The following is a 20,802-nucleotide window of genomic DNA, read 5'->3' on the forward strand; positions in this document are numbered from 1 at the left end:
CTCTTGGCGCGCCGCTTGACATCTAGCTGGGGACTAGGGCTAGAAACAGCCTGAATCAGGCGGCGGCCCAGTCGGACGAGTTCCAGATCGCTACGTTTACTCCGGACGATGTCAGAGGAGGCCATTCGTCTACCGCGCCTACGACGTGCCGCTGTGTGACACCAAGCTCCTTCGCGAGCACACCCTGGCGATGCTCGCCGTTGAGAATCAACTCATGCATGCGGTCGATGTTGATGTCGCCTAGCTCGCGTCCGGGAATGCCTCTTTCAAGCAGGAGCAATGGTGGCTCCCAGCGAAGCGGCTCGTCGATACCTCGGATGCGGAGCAAGGCTCGCGCGTAATCGTCAAGTGCGCTTTGCAATTCTCGAGTCAGAGCGAACTTGAAGTCAGTATATTCGGACTCCAGAGAGTTTGACGCCGGCAGGTCATGTCCCCGTCCGCGCCGTGCGCCCTGGATGCGCTGGGCCAGGTACAAGCGCGCCAGCGAATGCCGTCTCGCCTGCCCCGGGTTTGCTCCCGCCGTCTCGCAGATGCGTTCCCAGTGGTCGCCTTGAAGTAGAAGGGGACTAGGTATCGCACGTCGGCGGGCGTAGTCGATCGGAATCCCATTTGCTTTCAGCCATAGGGCAAGTTCAATGATTCCCGCGATGAGCTGGGTGCCTTTTTCCTTGTTTCCGAGCATCTTTATTCTTAGGTACTTGGCGATGGACAAGGCCGGCCTGTATCCCTCGCTCGGCTCATGATCTTCGTGGACATCCGCCAGGCTAGTGGCGATCACCAACCCCTTTTGAAGCGCTGAGATGTCGACGGCGCCCCCGCAGTCGAGTCGGGAAGTCCACTGCGGCCAGAAACCCCTAGGTAGAACCCCATGGAGTGGAATGTATCGTCCGGACTTGGGGTACCGCGCCCGCGTGCCTGCGGTGATCGACGACCCCCACGTGATCCGCTGCGCAAGTGAGAGATCCTGGTCGTGTGCGCGCAAAATTCTTTGCCTAAGATTGGGCGACTCGAGGGATCCGGGATATTTTTGCAGAAAGTCTCGGGCAGATCCGGGGCCAATTTGATCGGCCCGAGGCGACGCCGTAACCACGCGTTCGAAACTTGTCATTCGGATCCACTCCTGACTGGTCTCTTCTCGAGCCGTCAGGATCTTGCGAGCTGCGGTCGCGAGGGCTCCCATCGCCAGCGCATCTCTCGGTGCCGACGAACCCGGATGGGCCTCTGTCTCTATGAGGCCGACGAGACTGGATGCGTCGACGTCGGCAAGTTCGGCAATTCGATCCAAATTGTTGACCGCACGAAGCGCCGCAATGACCGATGCCGTATCCGCGAGGTCTGCGAGCGGTCGGATTCCGAACTCAATGATGCCGTCGACCTCTTCCTGGCATTCGACGATCCTCGATTGGCGTGCGAGCCGGTCAGATCCGGGGTGCTCCGAAAGCATGTGGCCGCAATTGGAACAGAGCCGAGAGTCGATTGCGCGTCCACTCGCCAAGGCTCGCTCTTCACGTAGCGGGTGCCCGCATTGGCCGCAGGTGTCCTGCAGCAGGCAGCCGTGGGTCAAACACACAAACGTCCAATTCAAGCGCCACCTTTGAAGCATGACGCCCGGATTGGTGAGCAAGCACGACGGGCAGTAGCGGGTTCCTGACAACTTGGCGAGGGGCGATTGCCTATTTATCGCGGTCGAGGCGAAGCCGTCCGAGGGGTTCAGAATGACGGCCCGGCCATTGAGATTCTCCATAGTCGATGCCCGCAGGCGCTCGATCGAAATGCCCGTAGAAAATCCCACATTGTGCAGAACGTCGCTTCGCATGAAGTTGCCCAGCGATCGGATCTCTGTGGGCTCGAGATGACGGAGCCCGAACCAGTACAGGAGTCGCGCCCGGGTCGTCCCAAGGTCGTCGGCCCATCGGGTCACCGCCGACTGAAAAAACTCGCCTGGATATAAGACGAGCGAGTAACTGATCTTCCGGGGCGGTTCCAGAATCCGGCGGGCCAGGACGGCCTCGGAGGTCTTCCTCAATTTCTAGCCTCTGATCCTCGTGGCGCGGGCTGACTCATGGGCTCGCTCAACAGCGAGGGTGTCAAGGAGTGCCCTGTCTATGCATTCCGCGCCGGTGGCCATGGCACGAGAAAGCGCCGTACTCAGAAGCCTAACGACGGAGTTCATGTGCCCCTGGGATACGGCGTGCATGTAGGAGGCAAGATCAACGCTCAACCACCCAGGATGGGTCATCTTTGCCAGAATAAGACGCCCCTCGAGACTCATAAGCCACTGCTGCCATTCCTTGACCTCGTCGTCGGTGTCGTACCCAAGAGGCTTGAGCGTCAGAGCGACACTCCTGAGGTCGAGGGTGTCGTCGGCCGCGCCGCGCCCATCAGTACGGGGTCCAGTCACGACGTCGTCGATATTGGTGATGCCGATTAAGACGCGGCACGAGTCGCTTAGGTCGCGGAATAGGTTCAAGACGTCTCGACCCAGTGCCTTGGTAAGAGGGAGCCGCTGGAGCTCGTCAAAAACGATAAGACGAGTCCCATGATTGCGGATGGCGGTTCCCAGCGAGTCATCTCGATCTGCACCGGAGCTGCCGGGTTCGCCGAAGGCCGTCAGGATGCCGTCGATGACCTTATAAATGGTTTTCTGCGTGGGGCGAAACTTGACGCGTACGACCGGAATGTAGTCGGCCGTTGAGCGCGTGAGGGTAGAGCGAGGATCGGGCTTGCAACCAGGACGAGATCGAAACCCTGCGAAGTAGGCCGACGTGAAAAACCCCTCAACGTCCATGAGTTTGGATTTTCCGACCCCAGGGTCACCTTCAATAACGGTGATCGGGCGGGGCGCGCCAAATCCTGGGTCCGAGTCGGCATCGTCTAGTCTCTCGGCCTCGAGCTGATGGCGCACCCGAGCGTGCGCCGTCAACCTAACGGGAGGGACCTCCCGGAACCAAGCTCGTCTTTGACGGCCGTAGACGTCACGATCGACGTCACCGAGCGAGGCCAACTCGCTCCCTGACCGGCGCTCCGGTTCGGGGGCGAGACGCCCCCACAGGACGTCAGCGAAATGCTGATCTTCCGGTCGGAGCTGGTCGCGCCAGGCCGGCTCTACCGTGCTCAGATGTCGCCCCATTCTTCGATGGGTTCCAATTCGGCGAACGGCAGCGGCGAGGGAACCGTCAAGCGGATCGGGGCATCGACGGTGAGAACCTCGGCAGGCTCTCCGAGGTCATGTTCCATAGGAAAACCCTTGCCAAAGCGAGCGCGCATCGCCCGGAAGGCCGGTTGCAGGATGTGATCGAGCTGCTCCTCAGCCGTGCTCAAAAGGGCAACCGGCGCCAGAGCGGGCTTAGCAGACTTGGAAATGCGACGCGTGAGATCAATCAAAAGATTGTCCAAATCGCGCTTCTTGAAAACAGGCATGCTGAACTCGTCGGTGGCCTTTTTGGTGAAGTAGAGGCCGAATTGTGGCGTCCAGTCAGCTCGGCCAATCCACGGGATCTCGTGACAATCGCCGCTCGCATCGAAAATGTATACCTGCCGCATGTCGGCCGGGTTGTAATGGATCCTCAACTGGTTTTTGCTGTTGAGGCATCGGTAGTCTCGCGCCAGCTGCGCGACGATCGGCGACCGGAAGGTGAGTCGTTTGACGATTGCCCGACCGGCGTCGGTTTTCAGTTCGACGAACGGGAGCATGCGTACGGGGTCCAGTGCGTAGGCGGGGACGCGAAGGGGCCCGTGCTGGCGCATGCCGTGCTCCCACTTCTTCATGGGGCTTACGTCGACCGTTTTGTCGAAGCGTTCGTCGTCAGTGATGCGAAGCCCTTCGTGCGGCGTGCGGTTGTATGCCCAGATGAATTCTCGAAGAGCCTGTTCGTAATCGACGCGTTCCACCAGGGCTTCGAGGTGCGAGTTCTTTCCTCGTTCGTAGACGGAGCCGCCCAGGAATCCTGGGAATAGGGCCTCTAGCATTTCTTTGATCGTGCCGAAGGCGCGCTCGATCTGCGCCTTATCGCCGGGGGTGTAGCTGCGTGCCTGCTCGAAGGAGATGTGGAAGTAGGCGCACACGCCTGCCATCGTCGCCGAGACGTACGGGCTGCCGTTGTCGCTGAGGATGGTTTCGGGAAGGAACCCGTGGAGGTCCTCATCGGTGATGCGTTCAAGAAAGTCGATCTCGTGTGGAAGGTAGGTGTAGGGCGAGGGCGGGTCGTTGTTCCACTGTTCGATGAAGTCCCGGCGTTTCGGCATGATGACGTCGGCGAGGCATAAGGCGATTCCGAGCGATGCGGTGGTGTGCGTGAGCGCCATTCCGACAATGGCGCACGTGTAGTGATCGAGAGCGATGGTCAGTTCAAGCCGGACCGCCCTTTTCGCATCGTCTGGATTGCGAACCCAGACGTTCACTTTCGTGGTGTCGAAGAGGACGAGTTGCCCGGGGTGGGTCGTGATGCGAACCTGTTCCGACATTGCAGCGCGGGCCTCTGCGGAAGCTCGGGTGGCCGCCGACCCGCCGCTGTGATCTTGAAGGCCAAACCAGTCCGCGATGTAGTCCGCGATGGTGTCGACGCCAGGCACCCTGAAGGGCACATCATCATCGAGTTCCGCCACGAAGCGGATTGCGAGGGCTCGCTTAGTCCTCAAAGACGTGCCAGCCTGATCGAGAAGCCACTCGTCGAGAGCTGTTCGGATTGCCTCAGTGCCCGGTCGGTCGCGGAGGCCGAGTCTGGCTGCGTGGACGAGCCCGATGGGTCCGAACTCGGTGAAGTTTCGGATCAGCCGGTCAATTCGAGTTCGTTCAGAATCCGGTTTGACGAGAAACCCGTTGCGGGAGCCTTTGGAGCGGGGGCTGCGGCTGTTCAGCTCGGCGAGAAATCGCTTCCGCGCTGCCAACGGCAGCTTGGGATGGAGCTCAGGCATAGGTGCCGTTCCCGGAGGATCGTTCGGGTGGACGCCGTACAGGGCGAGGTAGACCGTGTCGAGGTTGGCCCGATACGCGTCCAGGGCATCTTTATCGCGCGCGAGCAGATGTTCGGGGTCTTGACCGACCCACGTCGGGGCGGCGGCACCTGCGTGTTGCATGGCGGAAACGATTTGATCGATGGGAAACTCCCCGATCGGCGCGCGGCCCCGATTGTCGTGAACTAGGAGCGCCGTGAAAATGCCGATCTGCGCGACGATAGCCGTCTCGTCATTCCACGTGATGCGGGCGCCGACATAAATTTGGCGGACTGCCTGGGCTGCGCTAGAGGCCCGGTCGAGGGGCTGTGAGGAGATCATGCGGCCCACACCCGAGATTGCGGCGTGAAGAGGATGTTCCAATCGATTTGCAGGATGTGGTCCCAGATCATCTGCCGGATCATGGTCAACCAGAACAAGTCAGCGCCCCCAAACTGATCACTGATTTGTGAGGCGATCTCGCCGGCCTCCAGACCGTCCCTTCCCGCCATCTCGTAGGCAATGTCCTCCAGCTCGACGAGCTCGACTCCGTCGAGCTGGCTCGTAGCACCACGAAAAAGGTCAAGGTTTGCTTCCATGGTTTTGGTGATTCCCGTCCAGACGACGTGCACCATGCCTGCCTGCGCGAGAGCGGCAGCGACGATCTGGTGCAGTCGGACGTTCGTGTCAACCACTGCCTGATCTGGCCGCTTGACATCGATGACGATCGGGGGTGCCCATGCCGGAGAACGAGAAAGTCGGGTGTGTGGTGCCTGATGGGCGAACCCGCCGGGAACATGATCGTCATCGGCTGACTAACGATGTGCGCCACGAACGGCGTGTGGTCGGCAAGAAGGACAAAGGACCGTTCGAGTCGCGATTCGCACATGATCAGGTCGCCAACGACCCGTGAGAATTGCGCGATGGGTTTGTGATGCTGCGCGTGGCGCCGAGAAAATGATCGACGGGGATGGGCGAAGACAAGGTCGGCGAGCTCGATCGTGTTCGCTCTTCTCGCGAACGACGTCGCTCCGTCCGTGCTGAAGACGAAGTCCGGCTCGCTCCCCGTCGGTTGAGAGGGCAGAGGAACGGCCTGCCGCGGTCCTCTGATGGGCCGATTGATTCGCGCCCGCTTCCCCGGTTCACGGAGGACTTGCCACCTAGCCATCTCAAGGAGCGTCTCGAGTATCGGGTCGCGCGGTGTCGGCCGTAGAGACCAGATGGATGGTGGCCAGCTCAGAGACGCTTGTAGGGGATTCGGCCTTGACGCAGGAATCCGGACGGGCCCTAGCAGAGTCATCGGCCGATATTCTGCGTGACCGGGCCGCGTGGCCGACGAACCACGCGTGGGTCTGAATCAAGCATGGCTGGAACGGGTGCGGTGCTCATGTGGGCTCCGATCGGGAACGCTTCTGAACCAATTTGGCGTCAGCATACGACCAGAAATGGGGTGTCTCAGGATTGCAACGGCGGCGTGTCATCGGCGGGTCTGTCTCCGCTGACTTCCTTCCGTGCCGCCTTGAGCCAATGCGCGACGGTGCCCGGGTTGACTCCCAGCCGTCGAGCGAGCGGCCGGACGCCGAGACCACGATCGACGACATCGAGGATCAGCGCTCGATGGAGCCGAGCTTGATTGTGCCGCTCTCGCTCGGCCTCCAAAATCTTGTCAATGTCACCTGACCATGGGTCGCGCTGCCTCATGTGGCTCTGGGCTCTCGCGTTCTCGCTCATGCACGTCTCCTTCTGCGGCGAAGTTGTTGCTGCCGCAGCGTTCCGATGGCATGCTGAGCAGCGGGCACGGTTTGCCCGTCCCGCTGTTCCTCTCGATCGTTTGCAATTTATTTCCCGGCGGTGCCGCGCGGGGCTGTCGCAATGCGATGACTGCCATCATCGATGCCGACGCCATGGATTTTAGTCACGAACGAGATCCCCGCCTACGGGGCCCGAACGCCGAGGCGGCAAAACCCAGAACCGAGCTCGAACCGGACAGGGGCGCCGCATGGAAGCAGCTCGGTCCAGAGCCCACGGGCCTACTCAAGCAACCAGTCGAACTTCAGCGAGTCGAGATCGAGCACACCGACGTTCCGGTCCTGCCGGTCCATCCCCATCGACCACACCTGCCGACCGCCGGGCAGGTTCATCATGTCCGGAGTGTGAAAGTGACCATGGAATAGCCTCGCCGGCTGGTGATGATCGGTGACTTGGGTAACGCGCTGTCGTGAAAGAGCAGAACGAGCTTGGACCTCGTCGGAAACGGAGTCCCGGTTTCGCTCCATTTCCCGCGCGACGAGAGGGCTCGGCTCCAAGAGCGTCTCATGGGTGAGTAAGACGTCAACTGGGTCGCCAGTTGCCGCCGCGTTGGCTTGAGCCTGGGTGGCCATCTCGTCCGGAAACCAGTCAACGCCCTCTGTTCGCTGATCGGCGTCAAAGGAAGCGGCCCCTCCAAAGGACATGTAGGTGTGGGCTCCTAATCGGAACCGGTAGCCGATTGGCATGGCCCAGGCGCGTTCGGTGATCTGGATCGGTTGTCCCGGTTGCTTCCCGAACGCTGCCCTCAGGAGGCTCCATTGTTCATGGTTTCCTGGGGTCACCAGGATCCGTTCGATGCCGGCACGCTTGCACCAATAATCCACGGCACCGAGATACCCCTTCCCTTGGCGCTGGCCCGTTTTCCAGTATCCGAAGTCGCCGACGTGGAGAATCGTCTTGACGTCGGGTGCGAGTCGGTGTATTCGGGGATGACCTTTTGGATCCAGCGAGTGGATCCATGCCAGTCGCCGGCCACAACCGCTCGCGTCTCTAGCGCGAGAGTGATGTCTGGGACGCCACTCACTCGGCTCTCCCGCCGAGTTGCGCCCTCAACGGATTCCAACCGAGGTCTGTCTGCTCCTCCATGCCTGCCCGCCTTATTCTTCTGTCGCCGAGAATAGTGAAGCCCACCGAGAAGCGCGCCGGTATATGTGTCGCTAAAGGTGGACGTGATCAGTGGCGCGCAATTCACGCGTGGTCAACCACCAGTCCCTCCGACGCAACCGGGGCCGCCCCGAGACCGACCCGTCGCATAACGCTCTCGACTCCATTTGGATTCAAGTCCGGCCCAGGCCACACTTTCACCCGAAAAGATCGTCGATGCGAAGGGGGCGCACGTGCTGGAAGCGGACGGGCGGGCGCCCCGAGCATCGATCCCGGATCTATAAATCGAGACAATCTATAAAACCTATAAATGAGGTCCGCCCACGGAACGCAAGTTTGGCGCCCGACCGCGGGCGGCTTTGCTCGGCTGCAGGCCTCTCGCGCTTGGTGACGGCCCTGGGAGTGGCGTAAATCTCGGCTCCATGAGTGTTGCTTCGGCGACGTGAAGAGCCACCCTGTCATGGTCAGTGAGAACCGATCAATATTCACACGCGAAGGACACCACACGATGGCCTAGGTGTTGGAGTTCCTCTGGACGTTGTGATCAGTGTGACGTGAGTTGAACACGGCCCGTTGGCGGCGGCGAAGCTTCCGAGCGGTGACGGCTGTAACGAGCTCGTCGAGCGTTGAGCTTGCAGCTTCTAAGGGGTCGGGACGATCATGCCCGCGGCTCGCCGACGCCGAGTTGATCGGCGTCGGCGACGCCACGAAACAAGAACAACGACGATGCCGACGACGCCCATCCCCAGAAGCGTCAAGCCCGAAGTACTGTTGACGATTTTTTGGCTAGGGTCCTTCGAGTCGCCGTTTCCCAGAATATTGATTCCGAGGACGCCAAAGAGAATGGCGTAGGCGGCAACGATGAGCAACGTGACGATTGACAGTCCACTGCGGAGGGCGCGGTCAGAGAAGTCGACAGCACCGAGCCGGATAACGCGTTGTAGAGCTCTTATCTGCTCGTCGTGGAGGGCTCGGGCTTTACTTGAGTCCAACCCCACGTCCGCTCCGCCGAGATCAATCTCTTCGAGCAGCTCGATCATTCGTGCTGCACGTTCCGCTTGCTCGGCCTGCCTCGTGCCGCTGCTGTCTCGAACGTAGGCGGCAATTGCCCATGCGAGAGTTAACAGACCGACAACCGCGGAAAACCAAGGCGCCAAATTCATAATTCTCGTTCCATGTGAGGGTCGTCGAGAGACAGCCACGAAACCAAGGCCCGCGGACCACTAGTCGGGTTGACGGCCACGAACGCATGTCTCACCATCACGTCCTTTATCTTTTTTCGATATGAGCCCTTGCTTGCCGCCGTCCTCAAACCAGGGCGGACGCCTTCTTCTATCGACCAGCAAGTTCAAAGCGTTAGCGATTAACACACGACCAAAAGTCGCGTAGCCACCCCCACATATCAACCGCACCTTCATCAAGAACGGGACGATTAGGGGACCCCGAAACCGATACAAACCCACACCGCCCCGCGAACCAGACGCAAAATCGCAACTGAACGTTCCACCAAACGAGAAGGCCGGCCCAAATGGGCCGGTCTTTTCTTTGCCGCTGAGGTTTCCCGAAACTGAACAACTAGTTTCACGAAACTCTCCAGTGCATCGCGGCGATGATGTTTCCTCCTACGGCGACGACAGCCAGAGCGCCGAAGAATCCGATTGCCTAATTCTGTGGCGCGTCCGAGATGAGAGAAGGGCCGCCCTATCGGGCGGCCCTTCTCCTTGCGAATCATGTGGACTACTCAGGATCGGATGCCGATGAATCGTCGTTTATAAGTTGCAACCGCCTGGCGTTCAGAGGCATGCGCACAAAGTAAAGAACACCGGCAACGATTACTGCAAAGACTAGAGAGGCAACAAAACCCATTGTTCCCCATCTGGCCGAACAGAGCGCGACGATCACAGCCAGCGGAATAAGTGGCCACCACCGGATTCGCCAAAGCTGCTTGTCAAGACGGTCTATCGCCTGTTCTCGATCGCTCATAATTCCATTCTCTAGCAAGAGACGCTTCCGACAATGAGCCCGGTAAGTCCCCCAACAAGGAAGCCAGCAGCAGCGCCAGGGAGAACACCTTTCTGCGTACCGGCGACAGCGCCGGTCACGGCACCACCGATTCCCGTCGTTTCACGGATTGAACCACGCAATCAGAGTAGGCGGATAGCCCTGTCGGGTCGAAGCCGTTGACTGGGTCACTGCTAGCGAAAACGTACCGGTTGGCGTTGCTGGGGTCGAGGGGTGCGTCGAGGGTGTCTCGTTGTGTCCAGGTTCCGGTTGCGGCTTCGTACTAACGGATGCCGAATTTGACGAGCCCGGAGGCGCGGTCGGTGATGCCGGCCTTGAACGCGTACGGGTTCTGCGAGGCGCCGTTTCCAGAGCCTCCGGCGGTGAGGGCTTGCTGCCCGTAGGGGTCGTAGCTGTAGGAGAACGCGTTGGCGGCGAAGTCCACGAGCAGGCCCACGGGGTTGCCGAGGCCGTCCCAGACGTACAGCCCCTATTGCTTTTTGCGGCGCAGGAAGTTACAGCCGCTTACGACGGCGGACGACGATGAAGCCGATTACAGCACCGACTACGGCCGCGATCAGGATGATGAGTGCTGCGGTCATGAGTGTCCCCGTGGTCGTCGTATTTCCGGCGGCGTCGGTGAATCCGGTGAGGTTGCCGGGGAGTCCTTTTGGTAGTTCACCGTGCGGGTGTTGTACTGGTCCGCGGTCTGCGTGATCGTCGTCGCCAGGCTGCTGCCGTTGAAGCTCAGCGCCACCGTACGGGCTCCGGTGGGCCTCGCGGTCGAGACGACCGTCGCCGGGACGCCGGCGACGGTCGTCTCGACCGAAGGCCTTGTAGAACATCATTTTGGAAGCACGGCCCCCAAGATGATGAGCGCTGCACCAACGACGATCGCGACCACGAGTGCGGATTTCAGGGGTGCAGATCGCGGAGCCTGGGATCGACTCTGGCGGATGAGTATGACTATGGCCGATCCCAGCATCACAAGGCCTACAGCAAGAAGAAAATATGTCACTAGCATCCCTCGATAAAGGAGTCCAGACCGCCTAGACCAGAAACGGCCCCGGCCACAGCGGCAACTGTCAACGCGCCGGCCGTATTTGCGGTCGGAGCCACGAATACGTCGGCAGGTGCGGTCACAGCAGCGTACAGGGCCGCTCCACCCGCGATCGCGCCCGACACCGCAGTGATCCCGTTATTGATCGTGCAGCGGAGAGCAGACGCTAGACCGGTGGGATCCTGCCCGTTGATCGGGTCTCCGCCGGCGAACTGGTAACGGTTGGCGTTAGACGGGTCGAGGGGTGCATCCAGAGTGTCTCTTTGCGTCCAGGTTCCGGTTGCGGCTTCGTACCAACGGATGCCGAATTTCACGAGCCCGGATGCGCGGTCGGTGATGCCGGCCTTGAACGCGTACGGGTTCTGCGAGGCGCCGTTTCCAGAGCCTCCGGCGGTGAGGGCTTGCTGCCCGTAGGGGTCGTAGCTGTACGAGAACGCGTTGGCGGCGAAGTCCACGAGCAGGCCCACGGGGTTGCCGAGGCCGTCCCAGACGTACAGCCCGTCGATGTCGGACGAGGTGGTCAGCATCAACGCCTGCCCGGTGACGGGATCGCTGTAGACGTGCGCTCCACTGCCGCCGTAGGTGTTGGTGACGAGCTGCGGGTTTCCCTGCTGGTCGTTTTTGCCGTACGTGTAGTTGTTCGTGCGAACGGTCGGGGTGACGGCCGAGAGGAGCTGTTTCTGGTCGGCCCCGGCGTACGTGTAGTTCGTCGAGATGCCGCTGGTGGTGTCCTTCGAGGTGGTCATCTGCTGGAACGCGTTGTACGTATACGTCGCCCCCGGCGCCGCGGTGAGGTTCCCGGTGGCGTCGTAGGAGTACCCGGCCGTCGTGATCTGGTTCGCGGCGTTGTAGGTCAGCGTCTGCGACGACGGGTTCGACCCGGTGACGACCGCGGTGAGGCGGTTCCCGCGCACGTCATACGTGTACGTGACCGATGAGCCGCCTGAAAGTTCCCTTTGCTAGACTTGTTATTGATGCTCACGCGGGGTGCCAGGTCTCGTCCGCGGCTACTAGCCAGAACTTACGTGGATTCATCCAGCGACGAGTAAGCCAACATTCGAAGGTGATGAGCAAGCTTAAAGAGGACAGCCGCGAACCCCAGGCCGATGGCAGTGGCAATGAAGAACCACCATTGCCCGGTAATAACTCCTGCCACAAGCGCGACAAGGGCTAAGCCTCCCATGACCTGCCCAGAGATATATGCCGCCTCTCGAGGCAGTAAACCCCAGAACTTTAAGTCCTCCAGATCTGAAATGCTCATGGACACGCCCTCAAATAGTCGGTCATACGAATTTGGTTCCAATTTGAATCAAGGATATGTAGAGGCCGCCAAGCCCCACAGCTTGCCCCGCGCCCGTTCCCAACGTGCTTCCGACAAAGGTACCAAGAACACTCAAACCGCATCCAACAGCCAGCGTGCCCGCCAGCCCAACGCCTCCTGTGACGGCGCCAAGGCCCAATCCGATACCCAATGAAGTGCCAGCACCGACGGCGCAGCTGCTTGCATACTCACCAAAGGATGCCAAACCGCTAGGATCGCTGCCGTTGATGGGGTCTCCGCCGGCGAACTGGTAACGGTTGGCGTTAGACGGGTCGAGGGGTGCATCCAGAGTGTCTCTTTGCGTCCAGGTTCCGGTTGCGGCTTCGTACCAACGGATGCCGAATTTCACGAGCCCGGATGCGCGGTCGGTGATGCCGGCCTTGAACGCGTACGGGTTCTGCGAGGCGCCGTTTCCAGAGCCTCCGGCGGTGAGGGCTTGCTGCCCGTAGGGGTCGTAGCTGTACGAGAACGCGTTGGCGGCGAAGTCCACGAGCAGGCCCACGGGGTTGCCGAGGCCGTCCCAGACGTACAGCCCGTCGATGTCGGACGAGGTGGTCAGCATCAACGCCTGCCCGGTGACGGGATCGCTGTAGACGTGCGCTCCACTGCCGCCGTAGGTGTTGGTGACGAGCTGCGGGTTTCCTGCTGGTCGTTTTTGCCGTACGTGTAGTTGTTCGTGCGAACGGTCGGGGTGACGGCCGAGAGGAGCTGTTTCTGGTCGGCCCCGGCGTACGTGTAGTTCGTCGAGATGCCGCTGGTGGTGTCCTTCGAGGTGGTCATCTGCTGGAACGCGTTGTACGTATACGTCGCCCCCGGCGCCGCGGTGAGGTTCCCGGTGGCGTCGTAGGAGTACCCGGCCGTCGTGATCTGGTTCGCGGCGTTGTAGGTCAGCGTCTGCGACGACGGGTTCGACCCGGTGACGACCGCGGTGAGGCGGTTCCCGCGCACGTCATACGTGTACGTGTAGGTGCTGTTGGTCCCGGCGCCGCCGGACTGGGCGACCTTGGTCACGCGCCCCTGGGTGTCGTAGGTGTAGTTGGTGACCTGGCCGCTGTTCGGCTGGCCGGTAGTGGTGTCCTTGGTCCATTGCAGCTTGGCGTGGTCCTTGGTGGTGTCCGTCCCGCAGGTGGGGGCGGGGGTGTCGGAGTTGTAGCAGTACACGGTGTCGAACACGAGGGTGCTCGAGGCGCTGGGGCCGGTGTAGGACTTCAGTTCCTTGACCCGGCCTGAGGTGTCGTAGCTGGTGTTCTCGTGGGCGGCCCAGGTGGAGTTGCTCGGGTTGGAGGACTGCAGCCAGGTGTCGGTGCGGCGGCCCTGGTCATCGGTCTTGTACCGGGTGACCTGGGTTCCGGAGCCCTTCGGGTAGGTCGTGCTGGTGAGCACGCCGGACGGGTCGTAGGCGTTGGTGTAGGTGCCGAACGAGTCGGCCGAGGTGATCTGGTTGGAGGCCTTGTCGTAGGTGTATGTCTCGGATCCGCCCGCCGTGTTGGAGGTGGTGAGCTGGCGGCCGAGCTGGTCGAACGTGTTGTTGATCGTCCCGGTCGGGCTCACCGACTTGGTGAGGTTGCCGGCGTCGTCGTAGGTGTTCGTGACCGTGGCGGACCCGTCGGCGAGGGCGGTCGTCAGCAGGCGGTCGTCCTTGTCGTAGGTGTACCGGGTGGTGTTGCCGCGGCCGTCGGTCTCGGAGGCTTTCCGGCCGTAGGGGTCGTAGGTGTACGTCTTCACCCCGAGCGCCGTCCCGGACACGGTGACCGGGGTCACCGTGGAGAGTTGCTTGTCGGAGTTGTAGGCGTACACGGTCTTGTTGGTGCCGTTGCCGGGGGCGAGAGCCGTCGCGACGGTCCCATCCGCGTTGTAGGTCAGCGTCGCCGTGGCGCCGGACGCGTCGGCGTTGGTGAGCTGGTTACCGGCACCGTTGAACGTCTGAACGCTCGTGTTCCCATCGGCGTCCGTCGTGGAAGCCGGCAGGTACGCGGTGCTGGTGGTGGACCCGTAGGTGGTCGAGTTCGACGCACCACCGGGGGCCTGGGCCTTGGTCAGCGAGTTGCCGCTGTTCGCCCCGTACGTGCCGGTCGACGTGCCGGTACCGGGAGCGCCGGTCGCACCCACCGTGGCGGTAGCGGTGTCCGCGTTGGCCGTGTAGGTCTTGGACTGCTCACGACCGGCCGCGTCGACCGCTTTCAGGACGAGGTCCTGGGTGGGGTTGATCGTGTACGTGGTGTGGTCACCGGTCGCAACCGGCGTGCCGGTGCTGGTGTTCGGGCCGGCGACGAGAGTCTGCGACGTCGACGGGTACGTCAACCGCGTGGTCGACGTCCCCGGCGAACCCGCGGTGGTGTTCAGCTGGTCGATCTGCGAGACCGTGTGGGTGGAGCCGTTGTAGCTGATGTTCGTCACCGCCCCAGTGGTCGAGGTGATCGACGTCAAGTCATGGCCGGTATAGGCGAAGGTCGTCGTGTTTCCGGCAGCGTCCGTGAACCCGGTGAGGTTTCCGGAGGAGTCCTTTGGTACTTCACCGTGCGGGTGTTGTACTGGTCCGCAGTCTGCGTGATCGTCGTCGCCAAGGTGCTGCCGTTGAAGCTCAGCGCCGCCGTACGGGCTCCCGTAGGACCCGCGGTCGAGACGACCGTCGCCGGGACGCCGGCGGTGTAGCTGTTCAGGGTGGTGCTGTTGCCGTTGCGGTCAGCGACCGACGTCGCGACGCCGTCCGCGTTGAACGTGACGACCTGACGGGAGGTCCGGTCGGTGAGGGTGTACCCGGTGGTGCCGGTCTTGACGAGATCCTGCTTGAACCCCGCCGGCGACGTGAACGCGGTCGATGAGCCCGAGACCGGGGTCAACTTCCAGGTGACGCCGTCGCCACCGGTGTAGATCACGTTCGTGCCGACGACAGACAAGCTGCCCGCGGATGCGAGCCCGAGCGACCAGTTGTAGGCGGCGGCGGTGCTGTTCGAACCGGTCTGCCAGCCGAGGGAGTTGTACGTCTCCCCGATCGGGATCGTGTTGTTCACCCCCGGCAGGGCGAGGCCCTGCGTGGCGACCAGGAGGTTCCCGGTGGCGACGTCCACCGACGCGGCAACCTGGTCGCTGATCCGGAACGACAAAGCGGTCGCGCCGGGGCGTGAGCCGGTAAGGCCGGTCGTGGTCGGCCCGGTGGGGAGGGCCGCTTGTGCGACCTGAGCGAAACCGCCGACAAGGGCGATACAGGTTGCGCCCACGAGCGCGGTCCGAAGGGCGAAAGCCCTCCCGCGATGCGTTGGACGGGTGGCGAAAGCAGACACAGAAACCCCTTTGTTTGTGATCCGAAAAACACAAACCGTCGAGGAAGCCCTAGCCGATCCCAGACGGCCGTGCACGACCGCCACCCCCGGAGAAATCGTGATCAGAATCCCAGAATGCCGCCCTGCACGGAACGGTACGCCCCCACCATTGAGGCCAGATACCCCCCATTCGGGGATGCGTCCTGGCCATCAACCAGGTCGCTGGTCCGTGGCGTTCCAAGACCGCAACACGGTAGCTTCCCAGTTCTGGCCGGCAGTGGCCGCTGATCTCGACGATCACTGGAGGCTCGAACACTGAAACGTACCTAGCCCACCTAACCTCCCGGCCGATGCTTGGGTGCAGTTCACCGTCCGATAGCCGATCCTCGACCGGCCACTCCCCCGTCTTCACGAAACGTGTCGATGTCTGAGAATTCGAGCACCGGATCTTGCGTGGACTTGGGGCTTGTGCGCGATTTGACGGACATCTTGGTCTACTAAGCGCGCGCAATGGCCCCACTCGGTGAGTGGGGCCATTGCTTCGAGACTTCGCTACTTCATTTGGGCGGATTTGGCTTTGTCGTTCATCGCGCCGAGGTTGGCGACGTTGGTGTTGAACCCATAGGACGCTCCGGAAGGGGTCGTGCCTTGCCAGACCTTGGTGGTGCAGTTCGAGAAGCTCTTGAACGAGCTCACGCGGCCGGACCACCCGTAGCTGCCGAGGTTGTTGAGCGTGTAGACGGTGCTGCCGTTGCACGCAGCGCTGTTGGTGATCTGGAAGAACGATCCTCCGTAGCTGGCGTCGTCGTAGAGCTGGCTCTGAACGAACGTCGTCGCGGTACCGTCGACCGACGCGGGGCGTGCAGCGGTGGAGCTGCTGGGCGTGATGACCTGCACGCCCTGGTCTTTGAGGACGGCGGCGTTGAGATCCTGGCCGGTAGGAACGCATGTGAGGTCGCCCGTTCCGAGGCCTCCGACGGGGACTTCGACACCATCGCCTACCGGTCAACGTCCTCGGGTCGCTACGTCGATCTCCCCGACGGCTGGGAGGAGGACTACCGGTGACCGAACAATCTCGGAAGCGGCGCCCAGCGGGATCGCCGTCAGGCGCGGGAGGCCAGTTCACCGAGGGCCCCAAGGGGGAATCGACTAGCGGTCTCACCTCCGGGTCGGTGACGAGCGACAGAGACCGGGTGGTGGCGCGACGCATCAGGAGTGGACGGCGCTGGGACGTGCAGTATTGGCGACCCTCAGATGATCTGCACCTGTCATCCATTCGGCATGAAGACCTGGTGAAGTCGTTCCTGCTCGACGCGGACCCGACGTCACGGCGAAGTCCCACCCACGGCACCGGCCTCGACCTTTGGACCATAATCGCCACCAGGTCGAGTCGTACATCGCAGCGATGCGCGCGCCGAGTGGCGCCAGTTTGCGGATAAAGCAGCGAACGCACCTCGTTCCGAGCAGTTCAACCCACGGCAATCTCCCCATGTCCCTCGGTTCCTTATAACTTGGTCTCGATCGTCGACTACACCACGACAGGGCATACGGGGGGAAGAATCTGAATGGCAAAGGGCGACGTAAATTCTTCTCTTTCTGGCTTCGCTGCCGACGCTTGGCTGCAACATCGCGAGACTCTCCTCCGTGTCGCGTTTGCCACGCTTTACAGCGCAGGCCTTCAAGACGAGGTCGAGGATGTCGTCCTGGAGGTCGCTACTGCGTTACTGGAACACCCGCCTGCCGACGTCGTCAGCTGGGAGGCCTTCCTGGTCACCATGACGAAACGCCGGGCCATAGATCACATCCGTTCAAAACACGTCCGCAATCGGGAAGGTTCGGACTATGACCTGGAAAGCCAGGACGCGGAGAGCCATGAAATTGACGATCTGCTGGACGGGATCGACACCCGAAGCTATGTGAAGAAGGCCGAAGAAGTCCTGGAGAGTCTTTCCCCACAAGAGCAGGCTATTGCCCGTGGATGCCTCTGGGAACAACGCCCGCAACAGGAGGTAGCGGACGAGCTCCGGATAACTCAGGCGCGCGTCAGCCAAGTGCTAAGAAGTGCGCGAACGAAACTTCGAACAGCGATAGAAGATCAGGAGGGAGGCAAGGCATGACGAATGCGGAGAACCACGACGCAACCTTGGATGCGCTGCTTGCAGCTGCGGCCTACGTCCCACCGGCACTGGAAAATGATGCTGCGGCTCGACTTCTTGGCCTTGTTCCTGATTCCACTTCAGTTCTCAATCCTGCTGCCCTAAAGCGAGCCCGGATGAAGTTGAATTTGACTACATCCGCCCTGGCTAACCACCTAACCGTCCGGGGCTGGCGTGTCACTACTGCCGAAGTTTTTCAATGGGAAACCCGCAAAGGAACGCACTTAGCACCTGCACTGATCGCCACGATCGCGGATGAGTTGGAGCTAGCAGAAACTGATCTCGTCACTAGCACCGTGAATGACAGCTTCAGAGCATTGCGAGACGACAGCCGCTTCAAAGAGCTCGTCGAAAGGTGGGCACGCTTGAAACATATTTCCAGGCTCGCTGCCGCGGCGAGCCTTGAAAGTAGATCCTTGCAAGCGGTCCATCGAGGCGGTCCGCCCGAAGTGGAACTGCAACTGGCCGTCATCACGGCGTTTGTTGAAGAAGTCGAGAATCGAGAATCCTAGTGACTTTGGAACGCTGGACTACCCGGGCGATTGACCAACTGAGTGGCCCAACTCGGGAGGCTTTTGTTCTGGACCCCATTGAAACCATCAGGTCGATGGGGATATCTGTCCGGGCTGTCGATTCACTTGCGGAGTCGCGTCAGGATGGCGGGATGTGCGACGGCGTTTCGTATCTCAGCGATGGTGTTGTTCTCTACGCGCCAACTGACGGCAGCCGGCGCGAGAATTTCACCGTTGCTCATGAACTCGGGCATTGGCTGGTCGAACATGATGACGCAATCTTGGATTGGGTCGCCAACCGTGACGAATCGAGCGTGGCCCTGGAGACGCTCTGCGACCGCATCGCACAACGGCTGCTACTCCCGGACGACTTGATCGATTCCATCGTTTCGAACCCTGTTCGAGCTCAAAACATCCTTGATCTTTACGCAGGATCGGCGGCGAGTCGTCCCGCAGCAGCAATTGCTGTCGCGTCCCGCTTGAAAGGACTCGGCGCGATCGTCATCATCGACCGGCCGAGCCGTTCCATCACGAGCTCGAGCGTCGTCCCAGATCCCGAGCTCGGATGGCCAAAGATCTACCCGTGGCGCGGGCAACAAGTCGACGCCGCGCACACCTTGGTCCACATGAACTCTGGCGACTCCCTCACTCGACGTTCTTTCTGGCGCTCCAGCTGGGACAAACGGGAGGATTTCTACATCGACGCTGTCGCCGACGACCGTCGTATCTATGCAGTCCTAGCCGATGCTGACCTCTGGAAAGTTGAACCGATGCCGGTCCTCACAGACCGAGCATGGGACACCCGTCTCGAAGGAAGTGTCTTCTGCTGCGGAATGCAGCGAGCGGTTCGGGGCTATCCATGCTCTAAGTGCCAGCAGTATTTCTGCCCCAAGTGCGGCAACTGTAGATGCACTCGTGAGCGCGCGGACGAAGAGCTCTGCATCACGTGCAACACCCTGACGCGCTCCCATCTACTCGTGAATGGTCAATGCGAGATGTGCGCCTAATCCGGCGCTTATAACTTCGCGGGCCACTCCGACTACTCGGTGAGGGGCCGCAGAAGCGGGACACCTGCCCTCGGGAACGAGGTGAGACAGCACATGGCCAAAAATACCGGTCACAACCACCGCGCCGGCGCCGTAAAGGCCCGAAGCGAATTCAAGTCTGGCAAGACGTGGTTCAAGCGCAACACCACGACGGGCCAGATCATGAACGGCAGCCCGACACAGCACAAGGGCGTCCGCAACGAAAAATAGGCGCCCCGCCAGGGCCGGTGGGGCGACCCCTCGCGCCGCCCCACCGGCCTACCCCTCCGCACATTCCAAGCCCCTACCTAGGACGGATTTCTAAGTGAGCACCTTCTTGTTCAATCTGCACGGTCACCACGTGGCGTTCCGCCGAACTCAGGAGGACAAGTTCCTGTTCGACAAGCACGGCCACTGGCTCGGCTGGTTCCCCTGGGGCGACAACGACGCTGTCGACAAAACAGGAAAGTACTTAGGAACCGTCGTCGGGAACCGCCTCCTCCGCCGCACCTTCCAGCCCTATCGCGGATATCCCGGATACCCGGGCTACCCCGGATACGCGGGCTACCCCGGATACCCCGGCTTTGCCGGATACGCCGGGTACCAAGCAGGATTCACCGACGTCGACGCAGCTCAATTCCAGGACTGACTAGAGCCCAAGCTCACGATCAAGCTCGCCATCACCTAAGCCCCTTCAAACTGTCAGGAGACAGCAAATGCCTTCCATCCCCACCCTCACGTGCCCCTACTGCCACCACACCTTCGTCGGCGTCCGCGCTGTTCAGCATGGCCTAATCCGTTGCGGCAACTGCGGTAAGACGATCCGCATCTAGTAGTTCGCGGATTACCAATCACAAAGGAGTCTCATAAAACTATAGGTTTTTGAGGCGTCTCAGCTCGCCTTGCGTCGTCTCATGAACCTGATCGTTCGGAGCGCTGTTTCTGGTGACTCGATGGCAACCTCTTTCGGCGCTGGCCGCCTCACAGTGCCCGTTCGCCAAAGTTGGACTGTGAGTAGGTTCATGGGAATGATGATTGAGCCGTCCGCAGGACGGATGCGACCTGCATGACGGTCCATTGCTTTGCGGGTCTGAATGAACTCCTGGGTCACTGGCGCCACCCTGGAGGTCGACCAGAACGGTTCGTCCCCGGATTCGATCCGCACTCGGGTGGCGATCGGTCGACGGTTTTGGTGCTGATGGAATCACCGGGACCGGCAACCATCGCCCAGGGGTCGCCCGCGATCAGCAGCGAAGACAACCCCGGCCCTACTGCGAAGGCATTCCGCGCGGCCCGCATCGAATCGGGCCTTGCGCGCGACCAGTACCTGCGCTGGAACGTGGTCCCATGGGCTCTTCATCGTTCCCCGACGGTCGGCGACCTGGAGGAGGCGCGGCCCGCTCTCGGTCAGCTTCTCGCCGCCCTCACGGAGGTTCGGGCGATTGTCACGTTCGGCACTCCCGCGCTGACGGGAGTGATGCGTCACTTCACCCTCTCTGACGACGTCCGCGTCGTGCCGGTCTTGGCGGCACCGCACCCGTCACCGGCGAATGCCACCCGGTTTGCAGAGGAGCACCTTCGCGCCGTCACCGCGCTTCGGCACGCCGCCGCCGTGTGACGGC

Annotated in this window: 21 protein-coding genes and 1 pseudogene; 6 read left to right on the forward strand and 16 right to left on the reverse strand. The window is 61.5% G+C overall.

Translation table 11 applies throughout. The annotated features are described in order from the left end of the window. Window positions 1-55 precede the first annotated feature (55 nt). The 16 genes and pseudogenes from QUE79_RS04175 to QUE79_RS04250 all read right to left on the reverse strand — a co-directional run bounded on the left by QUE79_RS04175 (window position 56) and on the right by QUE79_RS04250 (window position 16,384). Window positions 56-2,026 (reverse strand): TniQ family protein, encoded by a 1,971-nt coding sequence (locus QUE79_RS04175; RefSeq protein ID WP_286345573.1) that lies wholly within the window; start codon window positions 2,024-2,026, stop codon window positions 56-58. 3 nt (window positions 2,027-2,029) lie between these two features. Next, window positions 2,030-2,905, reverse strand: a complete 876-nt coding sequence (locus tag QUE79_RS04180; protein WP_286345574.1) for an ATP-binding protein — start codon at window positions 2,903-2,905, stop codon at window positions 2,030-2,032. A gap of 209 nt (window positions 2,906-3,114) precedes the next feature. Next, entirely contained in the window at window positions 3,115-5,274 is a 2,160-nt protein-coding gene (locus QUE79_RS04185; protein WP_286345575.1) for a TnsB C-terminal domain-containing protein, read from the reverse strand. Further along, window positions 5,271-5,627 carry a hypothetical protein gene (locus QUE79_RS04190; protein WP_286345576.1) on the reverse strand — a complete coding sequence of 119 codons (357 nt, stop codon included), beginning with the start codon at window positions 5,625-5,627 and terminating at the stop codon, window positions 5,271-5,273. The genes QUE79_RS04185 and QUE79_RS04190 overlap by 4 nt, the downstream gene beginning before the upstream one ends. Before the next feature lie 760 nt (window positions 5,628-6,387). Continuing rightward, entirely contained in the window at window positions 6,388-6,663 is a 276-nt protein-coding gene (locus QUE79_RS04195) for a helix-turn-helix domain-containing protein (RefSeq protein ID WP_286345577.1), read from the reverse strand. Window positions 6,664-6,962: 299 nt separating this feature from the next. Next, window positions 6,963-7,706, reverse strand: coding sequence for a metallophosphoesterase (locus QUE79_RS04200; RefSeq protein WP_350271740.1), 744 nt, complete (start codon window positions 7,704-7,706; stop codon window positions 6,963-6,965). A 780-nt stretch (window positions 7,707-8,486) separates the two neighbouring features. Then, window positions 8,487-8,885 carry a hypothetical protein gene (locus QUE79_RS04205; RefSeq protein WP_286345578.1) on the reverse strand — a complete coding sequence of 133 codons (399 nt, stop codon included), beginning with the start codon at window positions 8,883-8,885 and terminating at the stop codon, window positions 8,487-8,489. Window positions 8,886-9,582: 697 nt separating this feature from the next. Beyond that, window positions 9,583-9,828, reverse strand: a complete 246-nt coding sequence (locus tag QUE79_RS04210) for a hypothetical protein (RefSeq protein WP_286345579.1) — start codon at window positions 9,826-9,828, stop codon at window positions 9,583-9,585. A gap of 301 nt (window positions 9,829-10,129) precedes the next feature. After that, window positions 10,130-10,303: a hypothetical protein gene (locus QUE79_RS04215; RefSeq protein WP_286345580.1), complete on the reverse strand. Its 174-nt coding sequence runs from the start codon at window positions 10,301-10,303 to the stop codon at window positions 10,130-10,132. Window positions 10,304-10,361: 58 nt separating this feature from the next. Further along, entirely contained in the window at window positions 10,362-10,694 is a 333-nt protein-coding gene (locus tag QUE79_RS04220) for a hypothetical protein (RefSeq protein ID WP_286345581.1), read from the reverse strand. A 169-nt stretch (window positions 10,695-10,863) separates the two neighbouring features. Continuing rightward, window positions 10,864-11,841: pseudogene (locus QUE79_RS04225) on the reverse strand (RHS repeat-associated core domain-containing protein); the annotation flags it as partial. Window positions 11,842-11,927: 86 nt separating this feature from the next. After that, entirely contained in the window at window positions 11,928-12,167 is a 240-nt protein-coding gene (locus tag QUE79_RS04230) for a hypothetical protein (protein WP_286345583.1), read from the reverse strand. Window positions 12,168-12,189: 22 nt separating this feature from the next. Further along, window positions 12,190-12,789 carry an RHS repeat-associated core domain-containing protein gene (locus QUE79_RS04235; protein ID WP_286345584.1) on the reverse strand — a complete coding sequence of 200 codons (600 nt, stop codon included), beginning with the start codon at window positions 12,787-12,789 and terminating at the stop codon, window positions 12,190-12,192. Continuing rightward, window positions 12,789-14,624: an RHS repeat domain-containing protein gene (locus QUE79_RS04240; protein WP_286345585.1), complete on the reverse strand. Its 1,836-nt coding sequence runs from the start codon at window positions 14,622-14,624 to the stop codon at window positions 12,789-12,791. Before QUE79_RS04240 ends, QUE79_RS04235 begins: the two co-directional genes overlap by 1 nt. A 26-nt stretch (window positions 14,625-14,650) precedes the next feature. Continuing rightward, window positions 14,651-15,445 carry a hypothetical protein gene (locus tag QUE79_RS26095; protein ID WP_286345586.1) on the reverse strand — a complete coding sequence of 265 codons (795 nt, stop codon included), beginning with the start codon at window positions 15,443-15,445 and terminating at the stop codon, window positions 14,651-14,653. Window positions 15,446-16,039: 594 nt separating this feature from the next. Further along, window positions 16,040-16,384: a hypothetical protein gene (locus QUE79_RS04250; RefSeq protein ID WP_286345587.1), complete on the reverse strand. Its 345-nt coding sequence runs from the start codon at window positions 16,382-16,384 to the stop codon at window positions 16,040-16,042. A gap of 668 nt (window positions 16,385-17,052) precedes the next feature. Here QUE79_RS04250 and QUE79_RS04255 point away from each other — a divergent pair. The 6 genes from QUE79_RS04255 to QUE79_RS04280 all read left to right on the forward strand — a co-directional run bounded on the left by QUE79_RS04255 (window position 17,053) and on the right by QUE79_RS04280 (window position 20,798). After that, on the forward strand, window positions 17,053-17,604 hold the full coding sequence (locus tag QUE79_RS04255) for a sigma-70 family RNA polymerase sigma factor (RefSeq protein ID WP_286345588.1): 552 nt from the start codon (window positions 17,053-17,055) through the stop codon (window positions 17,602-17,604). Then, a complete protein-coding gene (locus tag QUE79_RS04260) occupies window positions 17,601-18,155 on the forward strand; it encodes a hypothetical protein (protein ID WP_286345589.1) in 555 nt (184 codons plus the stop codon). The genes QUE79_RS04255 and QUE79_RS04260 overlap by 4 nt, the downstream gene beginning before the upstream one ends. Beyond that, the gene (locus tag QUE79_RS04265; protein ID WP_286345590.1) at window positions 18,155-19,162 is read left to right on the forward strand and encodes an ImmA/IrrE family metallo-endopeptidase; all 1,008 of its coding nucleotides are present in this window, start codon (window positions 18,155-18,157) and stop codon (window positions 19,160-19,162) included. The genes QUE79_RS04260 and QUE79_RS04265 overlap by 1 nt, the downstream gene beginning before the upstream one ends. A gap of 93 nt (window positions 19,163-19,255) precedes the next feature. Next, window positions 19,256-19,411 carry a hypothetical protein gene (locus tag QUE79_RS04270; protein ID WP_286345591.1) on the forward strand — a complete coding sequence of 52 codons (156 nt, stop codon included), beginning with the start codon at window positions 19,256-19,258 and terminating at the stop codon, window positions 19,409-19,411. A gap of 94 nt (window positions 19,412-19,505) precedes the next feature. Next, window positions 19,506-19,829, forward strand: a complete 324-nt coding sequence (locus QUE79_RS04275; RefSeq protein WP_286345592.1) for a hypothetical protein — start codon at window positions 19,506-19,508, stop codon at window positions 19,827-19,829. A gap of 417 nt (window positions 19,830-20,246) precedes the next feature. Next, window positions 20,247-20,798 (forward strand): uracil-DNA glycosylase, encoded by a 552-nt coding sequence (locus QUE79_RS04280; protein WP_286345593.1) that lies wholly within the window; start codon window positions 20,247-20,249, stop codon window positions 20,796-20,798. The last annotated feature ends 4 nt before the right edge of the window (window positions 20,799-20,802 follow it).

The organism is Frondihabitans sucicola (assembly GCF_030296615.1).
Classification (GTDB): Bacteria; Actinomycetota; Actinomycetes; order Actinomycetales; family Microbacteriaceae; genus Frondihabitans; species Frondihabitans sucicola.

Excerpts from the sequence above, each read along its gene's own strand:
- QUE79_RS04185 (WP_286345575.1), bottom strand. The coding sequence starts at position 5,274 with ATGATCTCCTCACAGCCCCTCGACCGGGCCTCTAGCGCAGCCCAGGCA.
- QUE79_RS04195 (WP_286345577.1), bottom strand. The coding sequence starts at position 6,663 with ATGAGCGAGAACGCGAGAGCCCAGAGCCACATGAGGCAGCGCGACCCA.
- QUE79_RS04205 (WP_286345578.1), bottom strand. The coding sequence starts at position 8,885 with ATGATCGAGCTGCTCGAAGAGATTGATCTCGGCGGAGCGGACGTGGGG.
- QUE79_RS04210 (WP_286345579.1), bottom strand. The coding sequence starts at position 9,828 with ATGAGCGATCGAGAACAGGCGATAGACCGTCTTGACAAGCAGCTTTGG.
- QUE79_RS04220 (WP_286345581.1), bottom strand. The coding sequence starts at position 10,694 with ATGATGTTCTACAAGGCCTTCGGTCGAGACGACCGTCGCCGGCGTCCC.
- QUE79_RS04230 (WP_286345583.1), bottom strand. The coding sequence starts at position 12,167 with ATGAGCATTTCAGATCTGGAGGACTTAAAGTTCTGGGGTTTACTGCCT.
- QUE79_RS04235 (WP_286345584.1), bottom strand. The coding sequence starts at position 12,789 with ATGCTGACCACCTCGTCCGACATCGACGGGCTGTACGTCTGGGACGGC.
- QUE79_RS04255 (WP_286345588.1), top strand. The coding sequence starts at position 17,053 with ATGGCAAAGGGCGACGTAAATTCTTCTCTTTCTGGCTTCGCTGCCGAC.
- QUE79_RS04260 (WP_286345589.1), top strand. The coding sequence starts at position 17,601 with ATGACGAATGCGGAGAACCACGACGCAACCTTGGATGCGCTGCTTGCA.
- QUE79_RS04270 (WP_286345591.1), top strand. The coding sequence starts at position 19,256 with ATGGCCAAAAATACCGGTCACAACCACCGCGCCGGCGCCGTAAAGGCC.
- QUE79_RS04280 (WP_286345593.1), top strand. The coding sequence starts at position 20,247 with ATGACGGTCCATTGCTTTGCGGGTCTGAATGAACTCCTGGGTCACTGG.